This is a genomic window from Streptomyces sp. NPDC090077 (assembly GCF_044747545.1).
GTDB lineage: Bacteria > Actinomycetota > Actinomycetes > Streptomycetales > Streptomycetaceae > Streptomyces.
Map to the genome: position 1 here is coordinate 43,012 of NZ_JBIVEG010000025.1, position 15,082 is coordinate 58,093.

General features: G+C 71.8%; 10 protein-coding genes. 1 reads left to right on the forward strand and 9 read right to left on the reverse strand.

Annotated elements, in window-relative coordinates:
* Positions 1–3 precede the first annotated feature (3 nt).
* From obgE to ACIPW5_RS30795, 6 genes are all read right to left on the reverse strand, one after another.
* Positions 4–1,449: a GTPase ObgE gene (gene obgE / locus ACIPW5_RS30770; RefSeq protein ID WP_401251845.1), complete on the reverse strand. Its 1,446-nt coding sequence runs from the start codon at positions 1,447–1,449 to the stop codon at positions 4–6.
* A gap of 170 nt (positions 1,450–1,619) precedes the next feature.
* The gene (gene rpmA, locus ACIPW5_RS30775) at positions 1,620–1,874 is read right to left on the reverse strand and encodes a 50S ribosomal protein L27 (protein ID WP_007264038.1); all 255 of its coding nucleotides are present in this window, start codon (positions 1,872–1,874) and stop codon (positions 1,620–1,622) included.
* A gap of 13 nt (positions 1,875–1,887) precedes the next feature.
* On the reverse strand, positions 1,888–2,208 hold the full coding sequence (rplU, locus tag ACIPW5_RS30780; RefSeq protein ID WP_007264039.1) for a 50S ribosomal protein L21: 321 nt from the start codon (positions 2,206–2,208) through the stop codon (positions 1,888–1,890).
* Between the two features lie 280 nt (positions 2,209–2,488).
* On the reverse strand, positions 2,489–6,526 hold the full coding sequence (locus tag ACIPW5_RS30785; protein WP_401251849.1) for a ribonuclease E/G: 4,038 nt from the start codon (positions 6,524–6,526) through the stop codon (positions 2,489–2,491).
* A gap of 234 nt (positions 6,527–6,760) precedes the next feature.
* Positions 6,761–7,540 (reverse strand): TIGR03936 family radical SAM-associated protein, encoded by a 780-nt coding sequence (locus tag ACIPW5_RS30790; RefSeq protein ID WP_401251852.1) that lies wholly within the window; start codon positions 7,538–7,540, stop codon positions 6,761–6,763.
* Positions 7,541–7,649: 109 nt separating this feature from the next.
* The gene (locus ACIPW5_RS30795; RefSeq protein ID WP_401251855.1) at positions 7,650–8,600 is read right to left on the reverse strand and encodes a hypothetical protein; all 951 of its coding nucleotides are present in this window, start codon (positions 8,598–8,600) and stop codon (positions 7,650–7,652) included.
* 180 nt (positions 8,601–8,780) lie between these two features.
* Between ACIPW5_RS30795 and ACIPW5_RS30800 the strand changes: the two genes are divergently transcribed.
* Complete coding sequence (locus ACIPW5_RS30800; protein ID WP_401251857.1) at positions 8,781–10,193, forward strand: recombinase family protein; 1,413 nt, start codon at positions 8,781–8,783, stop codon at positions 10,191–10,193.
* 36 nt (positions 10,194–10,229) lie between these two features.
* Here the strand turns inward: ACIPW5_RS30800 and ACIPW5_RS30805 are convergent, their stop codons facing one another.
* The 3 genes from ACIPW5_RS30805 to rodA form a co-directional block, all read right to left on the reverse strand.
* Positions 10,230–12,167 (reverse strand): TIGR03960 family B12-binding radical SAM protein, encoded by a 1,938-nt coding sequence (locus ACIPW5_RS30805; protein ID WP_401251860.1) that lies wholly within the window; start codon positions 12,165–12,167, stop codon positions 10,230–10,232.
* A gap of 76 nt (positions 12,168–12,243) precedes the next feature.
* On the reverse strand, positions 12,244–13,767 hold the full coding sequence (locus tag ACIPW5_RS30810) for a CHAD domain-containing protein (RefSeq protein WP_401251863.1): 1,524 nt from the start codon (positions 13,765–13,767) through the stop codon (positions 12,244–12,246).
* Between the two features lie 113 nt (positions 13,768–13,880).
* Positions 13,881–15,080 (reverse strand): rod shape-determining protein RodA, encoded by a 1,200-nt coding sequence (gene rodA, locus ACIPW5_RS30815; protein WP_401251976.1) that lies wholly within the window; start codon positions 15,078–15,080, stop codon positions 13,881–13,883.
* Positions 15,081–15,082 lie beyond the last annotated feature (2 nt).

The window sequence follows — 15,082 nt, forward strand, 5'->3', positions numbered from 1 at the left end:
CGGTCAGAAGGGACGGAACTCGTCGTACTCCTTCTGGGCGGAGTCGCCGCGCCGGGCTTCCTTCTCGTTGCGGCGCTGGGTCGCCGGACGCGGAGCGTCCAGGCGGTGGTCCTCACCACGGCGGCCCAGCATCTCGGCACCGGCCATCACGGTCGGCTCCCAGTCGAACACGACCGCGTTCTCCTCGGAACCGATCGCGACGCCGTCGCCCGCCTTGGCACCGGCCTTCTTCAGCGCGTCCTCGACACCGAGGCGGTTGAGCCGGTCGGCGAGGTAGCCGACGGCCTCGTCGTTGTTGAAGTCGGTCTGGCGCACCCAGCGCTCCGGCTTCTCGCCGCGCACCCGGTACACCTCCTCCACCTCGTCGTAGACGACGGTGAAGCCCGCGTCGTCCACGGCCTTCGGACGGATGACGATGCGGGTCGCCTCCTGCTTGGGCTTGCGGGCACGCGCCTTGGCGACGACCTCGGCGAGGAAGTAGGAGAGCTCCTTCAGCCCCGTACGGGCGACCGCGGAGACCTCGAAGACCTTGTAGCCGCGGGCCTCCAGGTCCGGACGGACCATGTCCGCCAGGTCCTGGCCGTCGGGGATGTCGACCTTGTTCAGGACGACGAGGCGCGGACGCTTCTCCAGGCCGCCGCCGTAGATCTTGAGCTCTTCCTCGATGACGTCGAGGTCGGCCACCGGGTCGCGGTCGGTCTCCAGGGTGGCGGTGTCCAGCACGTGCACGAGGACCGAGCAGCGCTCGACGTGGCGCAGGAACTCCAGGCCGAGGCCCTTGCCCTGGCTGGCGCCGGGGATCAGACCCGGGACGTCGGCGATGGTGTAGACGGTCGAGCCGGCCGTGACCACGCCGAGGTTCGGGACGAGGGTGGTGAAGGGGTAGTCCGCGATCTTCGGCTTGGCGGCGGAGAGCACCGAGATCAGCGAGGACTTGCCGGCGCTGGGGAAGCCGACCAGCGCCACGTCGGCGACGGTCTTCAGCTCCAGGACGATGTCGCCGCTGTCGCCGGGGACGCCGAGGAGGGCGAAGCCGGGCGCCTTGCGGCGGGCGGAGGAGAGCGCGGCGTTGCCGAGGCCGCCGCGGCCGCCCTCGGCCGCGACGTACGTGGTGCCCTGGCCGACGAGGTCGGCCAGCACGTTGCCCTGCTTGTCGAGGACCACGGTGCCGTCCGGCACGGGCAGGACCAGGTCCTGGCCGTCCTTGCCGGAGCGGTTGCCGCCCTCGCCGGGCTTGCCGTTCGTGGCCTTGCGGTGCGGGCTGTGGTGGTAGTCCAGCAGGGTGGTGATCGCCTGCTCCACCACCAGGATGACGTCGCCGCCACGGCCGCCGTTGCCGCCGTCGGGGCCGCCGAGCGGCTTGAACTTCTCCCGGTGTACGGAGGCGCAGCCGTGGCCCCCGTTACCCGCGGCGACGTGCAGCTCGACGCGGTCCACGAAGGTGGTCATGGGTGTTCCTCCAGATACATACGGGAATGTCCCGGGCAGGCCTTGCTGCCCATTAAACGTGTCTATGAGACAACGCGCCGAGGGCGGACCTCTCTTCCCGGCGCGTGCCGGGAAGAGCTGAGATCCGCCCTCGGGGTGTTACGAACGCTTGTGATGCAGCAGGAGCTGGATCAGGCGGCCGGAACGATGTTGACGACCTTGCGGCCACGGTGCGTACCGAACTGCACCGCACCCGGCAGCAGCGCGAACAGCGTGTCGTCGCCACCGCGACCGACACCCGCACCCGGGTGGAAGTGGGTGCCGCGCTGGCGGACGAGGATCTCGCCGGCGGAGACGACCTGACCGCCGAAGCGCTTCACGCCGAGCCGCTGAGCATTGGAATCGCGCCCGTTCCGGGTGGACGATGCGCCCTTCTTGTGTGCCATGTCTCAGTCCCTCTTACTTCGCAGCCGTGGGGATACCGGTGACCTTGATCGCCGTGTACTGCTGGCGGTGACCCTGGCGACGGCGGTAGCCGGTCTTGTTCTTGTAGCGCAGGATGTCGATCTTGGCGCCCTTGGTGTGGTCCACGACCTCGGCCGTGACCTTGATCCCGGCCAGCACCCACGGGTCGCTGGTCACGGCGTCGCCGTCGACAACGAGCAGGGTCGAGAGCTCGACCGTGTCGCCAGCCTTGGCAGTGGAAATCTTGTCAACCTCAACGATGTCGCCGACAGCAACCTTGTGCTGGCGACCACCGCTGCGCACGATGGCGTACACGCGGATCTCTCTCTCACTCGGGACGGATGCTCCTGAAGCCAGCCGCTCACACGGGCCTGGGCCCACGGTGATCCGGATTGGACGAGCGGCCTCTCCCGTAAGCCGGCCGCTTGCGCGGACCCGCGGGAGGAAGGTGCTCAGGAGCGCGACGCACACTGAACGGTTAATCGTCCAAGACACGCCGACGGTCTAGGTTACGGGGCTGGTTCCGGAGGGTCAAACCGGGCCCCGTGCCACCGTGGACCCCGCCCGGAGGCGGGGTCCACGGTCACGGAACGGGTCAGGCCTCGGTCGGAGCCGTGACGGACGGAGCGCTCTGCTCCGCCGCCGCGGTCTTCTTCGTGGCCCGCTTCGCCGTGGTCTTCTTGGCCGTCGCCTTCTTCGCGACGGTCTTCTTGGCTGCCGCCGCCTTCTTGGCCGGGGCCTTCTTCGCCGTGGTGGCCGCCTTCTTGGCCGGAGCCTTGCGGGCGGCCTTCTTGGCGGGCGCCGGCGCCTCGGCCTCGGCCTCCGCCCCGTCGGCCGGGACCTCGGCCGGGGCGGTGTCCGCGGCCGGCTCGGCGGCCGGGACCTCGACGACCACGACCGCGGCCTCCGCCGCACCCGCGGGCGCGGTGGCCTTGCGCACGGCACGGCGGCGCGGACGCGCCGGGGCGGCCTCCGCCACGGGCTCGGCCGGGATCTCGGCGACCACGGGCTCGGGCTCGGACACGACGGCCGGCTCAGCGGCGACCGGCTCGACGACGGCCTCCACGACCGGCTCCGGCTCGGCCACGACCACCGGCTCCGGGGCCACGACGGGCTCCGGCTCCGGGGCGGTCGCCTTGCGGGTCGCCCGGCGACGGGTACGGCCCTTCGGCGCGGCCTCGTCCACCACCGGGGCCGCCTCCACGACCTCGGCGACGACCTCGGCGGCCGGCTCCAGCACCGTGTCCGCGGGCTCCGTCACCGGCGCGTCCTCCACCACCGGGACCACCGGCGCGGGGGCGGCCGGCACCGGGGCGGCGAACCGCTCCGCACCGCGCGGGGCACCCGCCGGAGCGGTCGCCTTGCGGGTGGCGCGGCGACGGTTGCGGCGCCCGCTGATGCCCGCGGCGGCCTCGGCCTCGGCCGGGCTGCTGTACAGCTCCTCGTCCGGCACGAACGCCGGCTCCGGAAGGGCCCGCGGCGCGGCGAGCTCCGCGGCCACCTCGGCCTCGGTCTCGGCCTCCAGCACCTCGGCCTCGGCGGTCTCGACCGTCTCCAGCTCGTGCTCGTGCTCCTGGGCGCGGCCGGCGCGACGCTTGGCGCGCTTGCCGTTGCCACCGCCGCCGACCGCGGTCGGGGTCTCCATGTGCACGATCACACCGCGGCCGTTGCAGTGGACGCAGGTCTCGGAGAAGGACTCCAGCAGACCCTGGCCCACCCGCTTGCGGGTCATCTGGACCAGGCCCAGCGAGGTGACCTCGGCCACCTGGTGCTTCGTACGGTCGCGGCCCAGGCACTCCAGCATGCGCCGCAGCACCAGGTCGCGGTTGGACTCCAGGACCATGTCGATGAAGTCGATGACGACGATGCCGCCCAGGTCGCGCAGCCGCAGCTGGCGCACGATCTCCTCGGCCGCCTCCAGGTTGTTCCTGGTGACGGTCTCCTCGAGGTTGCCGCCCTGACCGGTGAACTTGCCGGTGTTGACGTCGATGACGATCATCGCCTCGGTCTTGTCAATCACGAGGGAACCGCCCGAGGGCAGCCACACCTTGCGGTCGAGCGCCTTGGCGAGCTGCTCGTCGATCCGGTACGTCGCGAAGACATCGACCTCGGAGGTCCAGCGGGACAGCCGGTCGGCCAGGTCCGGGGCCACGTGGGACACGTAGCCGTGGATGGTCTCCCACGCCTGGTCACCGCTGATGATGACCTTGGAGAAGTCCTCGTTGAAGATGTCGCGCACGACGCGGACCGTCATGTCCGGCTCGCCGTACAGCAGGCTCGGCGACGAGGTCGTGATCTGCTTCGACTTCTTCTGGATGTCCTCCCACTGCGCCTGCAGACGCTCGACGTCGCGGCGCAGCTCCTCCTCGCTCGCACCCTCGGCCGCGGTGCGCACGATGACGCCCGCGTCCTCGGGGACGATCTTCTTGAGGATGGTCTTCAGGCGCGCGCGCTCGGTGTCGGGCAGCTTGCGGCTGATGCCGGTCATCGAGCCCTCGGGCACGTAGACCAGGTAGCGGCCGGGCAGCGAGACCTGGCTGGTCAGACGGGCGCCCTTGTGGCCGATCGGGTCCTTGGTGACCTGCACCAGGACCGACTGGCCGGACTTCAGGGCGGACTCGATGCGACGCGGCCCGTTGGCCATGCCGAGCGCCTCGAAGTTGACCTCACCGGCGTACAGGACGGCGTTGCGGCCCTTGCCGATGTCGATGAAGGCGGCCTCCATCGACGGCAGCACGTTCTGGACCTTGCCCAGGTAGACGTTGCCGACGTACGAGGTGGCCTCTTCCTTGTTGACGTAGTGCTCGACGAGCACGTTGTCCTCGAGGACGCCGATCTGGGTGCGCTCACCGGACTGGCGGACGACCATCACGCGCTCGACGGCCTCACGGCGGGCCAGGAACTCGGCCTCGGTGATGATCGGCACACGGCGGCGGCCCTGCTCGCGGCCCTCACGACGGCGCTGCTTCTTCGCCTCCAGACGGGTCGAGCCCTTGATGGACTGCACCTCGTCGGACGGCTCGGCCTTCTCGCGCGCCGGGCGCGGCTCGCGGACCTTGAGCACGGTGCGGACACCGTCCTCCTCGCCCGCCTCGACCTCGACGGCACCGTCACCGCTGCGGCGGCGACGACGACGGCGACGACGGCTGGAGGTGGAACCGAGGGCCTCGTCGGCGTCCTCGTCCTCGTCCTCCTGGTCGGCTTCCTGCGGCTCGGCCTCCTGTGCGGCGGCCTCGCCCTCGGTCTCCTCGTACGCGGACTCGTCCAGGTCGGCGGCCTCACCGCGACGGCGGCGACGGCCACCGCGACGGCGGCGGCGCGAGGGACGCTCGCCCGACTCGTCGGACTCGTCCTCGTCGAAGCCGTCGGCCTCGGCCTCCGGCTCCTCCTCCACGAGCTCCGGCTCGACGGCCGGGGCCACGGGCTCGGCGGCACCGCGACGGCGGCGGCGACGGCCGGCCGGCTGCGCGGCGGGGGCCTGGACCTCGGCGGCGGCCTCGGCCTCTTCCTCCTCCTCGGCCTCCTCCACCGAAGCGGCGGCGGCAGCGGCCGCAGCGGCCATGGCCGCGGTCTCCGGGGTCTGGAACATCGGCTCGGCGAACACCGGGGCCTGGAAGACGGCCACGGCGGGACGCGCGGCACGGCGACGGCCGGCCGGAGCGGCCTCCGGCTCCTCGGCGGCCACGGGCTGCGCGGCGGCGGCCGGAGCAGCCGGGGCGGAGGAACGGGTGACGCGGCGGCGGCCGCGCTTGGGGGCGTCCACGGCGTCGGCGACGGTGACGGCGCGGGTGGCCTTGGGGGCCTCGGCCACGACGGCCTGCACCTCTTCCTCGGCCTCCTCCTCTTCCTCCACGACCGGGGCGGGCTCGGTCACGGCGGCCGGAGCGGCGACGGCGCGGGTGGCACGGCGACGGGCACGCGGCGCGGGAGCGGCCGGAGCCTCCTCCTCCACCACGGGGGCCGGCGCGGCGGCCGGAGCGGCCTCCACCACGGCCTCGGCGGACTCGGCGACGACGGCCGGAGCGGCGACGGCGCGGGTGGCACGGCGACGGGCACGCGGCGCAGGGGCGGCCGGAGCCTCCTCCTCCACCACGGGGGCCGGCGCGGCGGCCGGAGCGGCCTCCACCACGGCCTCGGCGGCCTCGGCGACGACGGCCGGAGCGGTGGTCGCACGGGTGGCACGACGGCGGGCACGCGGCGCGGGAGCGGCCGGAGCCTCCTCCTCCACCACGGGGGCCGGGGCGGCCTCGGCCTCGGCAACGGCCTCGGCGACCGGAGCGGTGGCGGCACGGGTCGCACGGCGACGGGCACGCGGCGCAGGAGCGGCCGGAGCCTCCTCCACGACCGGCGCAGCGGCCGGAGCGGCCTCCACCACGGCCTCGGCCGACTCGGCGACAGCGGCCGGAGCGGTGGCGGCGCGGGTGGCACGACGGCGGGCACGCGGCGCGGGAGCGGCCGGAGCCTCCTCCACGACCGGCGCAGCGGCCGGAGCGGCCTCCACCGGCGTCTCGACGACGCCGCCGGGCGGGCCGGCCGGCCGGGAAGCCGCGCGGCGACGCCTGCGCGGAGGCAGGTTGTCGCTGGGGCTGCCGGTGTCGGCGGCGGGGGTGTTCTCGTTTTCGTTGTTGAGCATGCGGGCGGTTCTCCCGTCACGCTCCCGGGCGCCGCGGCTGACGTCCGGTCCGGCACGACCCCGCGCGAGGGGCGCGGAGCCGGCCTCCGGGGCGCGTTCGCCTCACGGGAGCTGTAGTCCATGGCCGCCGGTTCCGTACGTGTTGTCCGTACGGCCTGGCGGAAGTCTTCAGGTCAATGCGCTGCCCGACCCAGGTGGCTCCCGAGTGCCAGGGCGGCGCGACGACGACGATCCCTACGCGGCGGGACCTTCCGGCGCCTTCGCGTCGGCGTTCACGGCGGCCGTGGGTGGGGCGGCCGTGACAGCCTCGCGGTCGGGCGCGAGCGGGTCGGTCACCGTGCCGGACTCCTCGTCGAAGAGCCCCTGCGCCAGCCTGGTCACCGCTGCGGGGACCGGCGGCGCCAGGTCGGCCACAGCTTGGAGACCGGACAGGACGTCGTCGGGTCGCACGGCAGGTGTCAAATGCCGAACAACCAGCCGCAGTATCGCACAGGCATTGTCCAGCGGCCTATCAACCTGGGCAGGAAGCGCCTCGAGGCTGACGACGGCGCCGCGGGTGTCGAACGTCCGCATGCCGTTCTTGGTACGGCGCTGCACCTCGACCGTCTCGGCGGCGAGGAAGGCCTCCACGGCCCGCGCGGCGTCGGCGGGCTCCACGCGCTCCAGGCGCAGCTCCCACACGGAGGCCGTCAGCCGGTCCGCGAGCCCGGAGGTCCGGGCCTCGACGGCGTCGACGATGTCCAGGCCGACCGGCATCGACTCGTCGAGCAGCTCGCGGAGCTTCTCGGGGTCGCGGTGCTGGGCGAGGCCGATCTCCAGGTACTCGGCCTCACTGCCGGTCCCGGTGGGAGCGGCGTTCGCGTACGAGACGCGGGGGTGCGGGGTGAAGCCCGCCGAGTACGCCATGGGCACCTCGGCGCGGCGCAGGGCCCGCTCGAACGCGCGCTGGAAGTCTCGGTGGCTGGTGAACCGGAGGCGGCCACGCTTGGTGTAGCGCAGTCGGATGCGCTGCACCACCGGTGCGGGAGGCGGGCCTTCGGGCTGTCGCTTGCCCAGTGGTTCTTCTCCTTGTGCGGGGCGTCGCGGCTCGCGCGCCGCCCTGAGGTCCGTCGACCCGTCCGGCTCACCCCCGCCGTTCGTGCAGGGAGATCTCGGGAGCGGGTGCCGCGTCGGCGGCTGTCGTACTACCCAGAGTACGCGCCCGTGACCTCGCCGGTTCCCCCGGCGGGCCCCCGAACAGCACGCGACGCACCTCGGCCCGCGCCTCGCGCACCGCGGCGCGGGCGGTGCGCCACACCTCGCGGACGGCGTGCCCGACGGGTGTGGCCACCTGCCGGTACGCCCACGCGGCGGGCCGGGCGACCCAGCCGCGCCACAGCCGGCGCAGCCCGCGGCCGAGGGCGCGCAGGATCCGGCCGGCGATGTGCCAGGCGGCGACGAGGACCTCACCGAGCGGCAGGAGGACGTACCGGTACAGCAGGGAGAGCGGCGGCAGGACCACGTACCGCCCCGCCCACACCAGCCCGTGGCCTACCGGGACGAGCACGTACCGCCACAACCCCACCCAGGGCCACACGAACACCACCGTGCACAGCCCCCGCACCAGCCACCGCAGCCCGTGCCCGACGGGCGTCAGCACCTCCCGGTACAGCCACCCCGAAGGCAGTACCACCAGGTGCCGCAGCGTCCACGCGATCCCGGTCCCGACGGGCACCAGCACGTACCGCCCGAGGGCGACGCACAGCCAGGCGGCCGCCAGCCCGAGGGGCCGCAGCAGGTACCGGTATCCGGGCGCGAGGAGGTACCGCCACAACCCGACCCAGGGCCAGTAGAAGAGGACGAGCAGCAGCGGCCGCAGCAGGTACCGCCACACCCGCAGGAGCACCCACCCGGCCCCCCTGCCGAGCGGCGCCAGCACATGCCTCTGCGCAGCCCGCGCCCCCACCACGAGCAGGTCCCACAGGGCCCGCACGGGCAGCACCACGAGCACGGCGACGACCTTCACGGGCACCCTGACCACCCCGGTCAGACACCCGCCCCCACCCGGCACGGCCTGCGACTTCTCCATCTGCATGCCGCTAAGGACACCAGAACCCGGCCATCCGTTGCGCCGGGGTCCTGCCGGTCGACCGACCCCCCTACAGATAATTTGACATTTCATCAACCAAAAACACGGTCCGCCAGAGGTCGACAGATTCGAGCAACTGTTTCCAATCCCCTGTGCCACCGCCCCGGAATCCCTAGCCTCCCTCATATGAGCACACGCCAAACGGTCTACACGTGGACCGCCGCGGAAAAGGACCTTCTCGCCGAGTTGCAAAGAGATGCACTCGCGCTGCCCACCGACGCACCCAGGGCCCTGTTGTCCGTACGGTTGTCGGTGCTCACCGAAACCACCACCTCGCCCGTACGCCAGGAACTCGACCTTCGCCTGCTCGCCCGGGAGCGGGGATACCGGGTCGTGGGGGTAGCCCGCGACCTGAACGTCTCCGCGACGAAGGTGCCGCCCTGGCGGCGTCCACAACTGGGCCCTTGGCTCCGGGACAGGATTCCCGAATTCGACGTGCTGTTGTTCTGGAAGATGGACCGCCTGGTGAGAAAAGTCGCCGACTTGACCACGATGATCACCTGGTGCTTGGAGTACGGAAAAAATCTGGTATCGAAGAATGACCCGGTCGACCTGACCACAGAAGCGGGGAAGGCACTTGCCGAGATCGTCAGCAGTGCCGCCGAGGTCGAGGCGGCCTGCACCGGCACCCGGGTCGCCGGCCTCTGGAGCCACGCGAAGACGCAGAGTACGTGGCTCGTCGGCAAACCCGCGTACGGCTACACCACCACGCGGGACTCAGAAGGCAAGTGCGTCCTCACCATCGACGAGCGCGCACAGCGCGCGCTGCGCTGGTGCCGGGACAGGATCCTGAGCGGCGCCTCGGCCCAACGTCTGGCACGGGTGCTGGTGCGCGCCGGTGTCTGCGGCCCGGGGCTCACCACCAGCACGCTCCTTCGCAGGCTCCGCAACCCGGCCCTCCTCGGGTACCGGGTGGAAGAGGACAAGAAGGGCGGCGTCCGCCGTTCGAAGCCGGTACTCGGAAGGGACGGCCATCCGATCCGCGTCGCTGACGGAATCTTCACTGCAGAGCAGTTCCAAGAGCTGCAAACCGCCCTCGACCGGCGCGGCACGTCCCAGCCGACCCGCCGGCCGGACGGGGCCACCAGGTTCCTGGGCGTCCTCGTCTGTTCCGATTGCGGCACCAACATGGTCGCGCAACGGACCAGATCGGCCTCCAGGACCTATGAATACCTTCGGTGCCGCGCGTGCCGGGGAGGCGGGCGGGGAGCGCCCGACCCTCGGGTCGTCTACAGCCGGGTCATGGAAGAGGTCCTGTCCGCGCTCGGGGACGAACCCGTGCAAGTCCGGGAGTATGTCGACGGCCAGTGGCTTCTGACGCGGACGGGCCATACCTTTCGCGATTCCTGGGCCGAGCACGGAATCGAGGGAATGGCCAAGGACCTGGTCCGCGCGGGCATCACCTGCAAGGTCACGAGGACCAAGGTCCGGAAGGTCCGCGCCCCAGAGGTCCATACGCAGCTCGTCATACCCGAGGACGCACGCCGACGGCTCGTGATCACCAGGGACGGTTTTGCGGCCGGGCTCGGAAAACAGTGAATGCCCCCGCCTGGCGACAGGGGCATTCACTCGACGTCACGACTTGGGGCTACCGCCCACCACGCTCAGCGGGAGCAGCTTCTTGCCCGTCGGTCCGATCTGGATCTCGGTCTGGAGCGCAGGACACACGCCGCAGTCGAAGCACGGCGTCCAGCGGCAGTCGTCGACCTCGGTCTCGTCGAGGGCGTCCTGCCAGTCCTCCCAGAGCCAGTCCTTGTCCAGGCCCGAGTCCAGGTGGTCCCAGGGCAGGACCTCCTCGTACGTGCGCTCGCGGGTCGTGTACCAGGCCACGTCCACGCCGTACGCCGGCAGGGTCTTCTCCGCGGCCTGCATCCAGCGGTCGTACGAGAAGTGCTCGCGCCAGCCGTCGAAGCGGCCGCCGTCCTCGTAGACCGCGCGGATGACGTCGCCGATGCGGCGGTCGCCGCGCGAGAGGAGGCCCTCGACGATGCCCGGCTTGCCGTCGTGGTAGCGGAAGCCGATGGAGCGGCCGTACTTCTTGTCGCCGCGGATCTTGTCGCGGAGCTTGCCGAGGCGGGCGTCCGTCTCCTCGGCCGAGAGCTGCGGCGCCCACTGGAACGGGGTGTGCGGCTTGGGGACGAAGCCGCCGATGGAGACGGTGCAGCGGATGTCGTTCTGGCCGGAGACCTCGCGGCCCTTGGCGATGACGTTGACCGCCATGTCGCCGATCTGGAGGACGTCCTCGTCGGTCTCGGTCGGCAGGCCGCACATGAAGTACAGCTTCACCTGGCGCCAGCCGTTGCCGTACGCGGTGGCGACGGTGCGGATCAGGTCCTCTTCCGAGACCATCTTGTTGATGACCTTGCGCATGCGCTCGGAGCCGCCCTCGGGGGCGAAGGTCAGGCCCGACCGGCGGCCGTTGCGGGTCAGCTCGTTCGCCAGGTCCACGTTGAACGCGTCCACGCGGGTCGACGGGAGGGACAGGCCCACCTTGTCGTCCGTGTAGCGGTCCGCCAGGCCCTTGGCGATGTCGGCGATCTCCGTGTGGTCCGCGGAGGACAGGGAGAGCAGGCCGACCTCCTCGAAGCCCGTCGCCTTGAGGCCCTTCTCGACCATTTCGCCGATGCCGGTGATGCTTCGCTCCCGCACGGGGCGCGTGATCATGCCGGCCTGGCAGAAACGGCATCCGCGGGTGCAGCCGCGGAAGATCTCCACGGACATGCGCTCGTGGACGGTCTCGGCGAGCGGGACCAGGGGCTGCTTGGGGTAGGGCCACTCGTCGAGGTCCATGACGGTGTGCTTGGAGACGCGCCACGGAACACCGGAGCGGTTCGGGACGACACGGCCGATGCGGCCGTCCTCCAGGTACTCGACGTCGTAGAAGCCCGGCACGTAGACGTTGCCGGTCTTCGCGAGGCGCAGCAGGACCTCTTCGCGTCCGCCCGGGCGGCCCTCGGCCTTCCAGGTGCGGATGATCTCGGTCATGTCGAGGACGGCCTGCTCGCCGTCGCCGATGACCGCGCAGTCGATGAACTCCGCGATCGGCTCGGGGTTGAAGGCCGCGTGGCCGCCCGCGAGGACGATGGGGTGGTCGACGGTGCGGTTCTTCGCCTCCAGCGGGATGCCCGCGAGGTCCAGGGCCGTGAGCATGTTCGTGTAGCCCAGCTCCGTGGAGAAGGACAGGCCGAACACGTCGAAGGCCGAGACGGGGCGGTGGCTGTCCACGGTGAACTGGGGCACCTGGTGCTCGCGCATCAGGGCTTCCAGGTCCGGCCACACCGAGTACGTGCGCTCGGCGAGGACGCCCTCGCGCTCGTTCAGCACTTCGTAGAGGATCATGACGCCCTGGTTGGGCAGGCCGACCTCGTAGGCGTCCGGGTACATGAGCGCCCAGCGGACGTCACAGGACTCCCACGGCTTCACGGTGGAATTGAGCTCACCACCGACGTACTGGATGGGCTTCTGCACATGCGGGAGCAGAGCTTCGAGCTGTGGGAAGACCGACTCGGACATCACGCGACTTTCGTGAAGCGGGCAGGGGGCGACTCTCAAGCGTACCTTGAGGGCCGGGTGGCCCCTGCCCACGTGATCACTTCAGGGCGGCCCGCAGCCGGGGGTCGGCGGCGCGGGCCCAGGTGTCCGGGAGCTCGCGTTCGATGCGTTCGGCCCGTGCTTCTTCGCGGCCGTGGAGCAGGCCCCAGGTGAAGGAGGGCTCGCCGGAGCCGTGGGCCTGGTGGGCCAGGTCGCGCAGGGCGGTGCGGGCGACCACGCTGTCCTGGTGTTCGCCGAGCAGGGTCTGGACGGATTTCATGGCCTTGGCGAAGTCCTTGGCGGGCCTGCCGAGGGCGGCTTCGGCGGCCTCGCCGGCGTAGCGGGCGCGTTTGGCGGCCTTGCGGGCGTCGTGCAGGGCGTGGTCGGCCCCTTCGCCGGGGGTCAGGGCGAGGGCGTGGTCGATGCGGGAGGCGAGCCTGCCGTAGTCGCGGAGCATCGCCTTGGGCAGGGCGCCGGTGGCGGGCTTCGCGGCGCCGGGCAGCAGCGGCGGGTCGGCGAGGAGGGCTTCGAGGGCGTCGAGGAGGGCGAGGTGGCGGGGACTGTCGAGGGCTCCGAGGGCGAGGCGGCGGGCAGTGGAGCGGCGGGCGTTGTTCCAGGTGCGCAGGCGTCCGCGGACGGGTCCGGCGAGGAGGGTGCGGGGGAGGTCGGCGAGGGCGGTCCGCAGGTGGTCGTGGAGGACCTCCCGGTCGCGGTCGGCGCCGAGTTCCGCGCCGAGCCGGCGCAGTTCCTCGCCGAGGGGGTCGGTGACCTGGCGGTCGAGGACCTTGCGGTAGGTCTTGAAGGCGCTGCGCAGGCGGCGGGCGGCCACGCGCATCTGGTGGACGGAGTCGGGCTGGCCGCGCCGTACGGCGGGGTCGTAGGCGACCAGGGCGTCGACCTGTTCGCGCAGGTACGCGAGGACGTGGGCGCCTGCGGTGCCTTCGGCGGCCGGGTCGGGGGCGGGGCGGGCGGGGGGTTCGGCGCCGGTTTCGGCGAGGGCGCGGGCGAGTTTGGAGGGGGCGTCGGAGACCTTGAGTCCGGCTTTCGCGAAGACGGTCTCGACGGCGTCGAGGAGGGCGGGGTCGGTGTCGTCGGCGAGTTCGACCTCGACCTCGGTCCAGGTGGCGGTGGTGTCCTGGTGTTCGGCGGTGACCGCGTCGGTGCTGAGTTCGGCGAGGAGGCTGCCGTCGGCGTCGAGGAGGTGGCTGACCTTGCGGGAGGAGAGCAGCCGGACCTGCGGTTCGAGTCGGGCGTCGCGGACGCGGGAGCGGACGAGGGCGGCGAGCGGGGCGGGCACGGTGTCGCCGAGGGCGGCGGTGATCTCGTCGCGGATGCCGGGGGCGACGGGGAGTTTGAGGTGCCAGCCGGCGTCGTGGCCGCCGGTGCGGCGGCGCAGGGTGATGCCGTCGGCGGCGAGCCGCTGGTCGGGGGTGTCGTAGTAGACGGCGTCGAGGTCGGCGGTGCCCTGGTCGGTCACGGCGGCGATGCCGGCCGTGCCGGTGAGGTCGGGGACCCCGCGCCGCTCCGCCTTGGGCTTCGTGAACTCGAATTTCCGCTCGATCTCGCGCTTCGTGTCCGCCATGGATCGAATCTAGTCCTGAACGGTCCGCGGCGCGGGGGCGCGCGGCGGATTCGGCGCGGTTGTGCCGGATGGTGGCCTGGTGCCGCCCTTGTGGGGCGGCACCAGGGCCGGGTTCAGGCGGACAGGGGCCGTTGCACCTTGATCGACTGGAGTAGTCCGACGGCCACCCAGACGGCGAACATCGACGAGCCTCCGTAGGAGACGAAGGGCAGGGGCAGGCCGGCGACGGGCATGATGCCGAGGTTCATCCCGATGTTCTCGAAGGCCTGGAAGGCGAACCAGGCGATGATTCCGGCGGCCACGATGGTGCCGTACAGCTCGGTGGTGGCGCGGGCGATCATGCAGGCGCGCCAGAGGACGACGCCGAGGAGGCCGAGGATGAGGATGCCGCCGACGAAGCCGAGTTCCTCGCCCGCGACGGTGAACACGAAGTCGGTCTGCTGTTCGGGGACGAACTGTCCGGTGGTCTGGGGGCCCTTGAAGAGGCCGGATCCGGTCAGGCCGCCGCCGCCGATGGCGATGCGGGCCTGGTTGGTGTTGTAGCCGGCGCCGGAGGGGTCGAGCTCGGGGTTGGCGAAGGCGGCGAAGCGGTTGATCTGGTACTGGTCGAGGACGCCGAGCTGCCAGATGAGGACGGCTCCGGCCGCGCCGGTGCCCATCAGGCCGAGGACCCAGCGGTTGGAGGCGCCGGAGGCCAGCAGGACGCCGAGCACGATGACGACCATCACCATGACGGATCCGAGGTCGGGCATCAGCATGACGATGCCCATGGGGGCGGCGGCCAGGCAGAGGGCCTTGACCACGGTGCGGTGTTCGGGGTGTACGAGGTCGCCCGCGTCGACCCGGGCCGCCAGCAGCATCGCCATCACCAGGATGATCGTGACCTTCACGAATTCCGAGGGCTGGAGCGAGAAGCCGCCGCCGATGACGATCCAGGCGTGGGCGCCGTTGATGGTGGCGCCGAGCGGGGTGAGCACGGCGGTGACGAGGAGGAGCGAGAGGCCGTAGAGGACCGGGACGGCGCCGCGCAGGTTGCGGTGGCCGAGGAGGACCGTCGCGATCATCAGGACGAGGCCGATGCCGGTGTTGAGCAGGTGGCGCCACAGGAAGTACTGCGGGTCGCCCTGGTTGAGGGTGTCCCGGTGGCGGGTGGCGGACCACACCAGCAGGGCGCCGGTCAGGGACAGGGCGAGCGCCGACAGCAGTATCGGCCAGTCGAGCCGGCGCAGGACCGAGTCGCGCGCCGTCAGCCGGGCGAGCGTGCCCTTCTGGGGCGCGTACCGGGATACGGAGAAGTTGTTGGCGGTCTGCATCA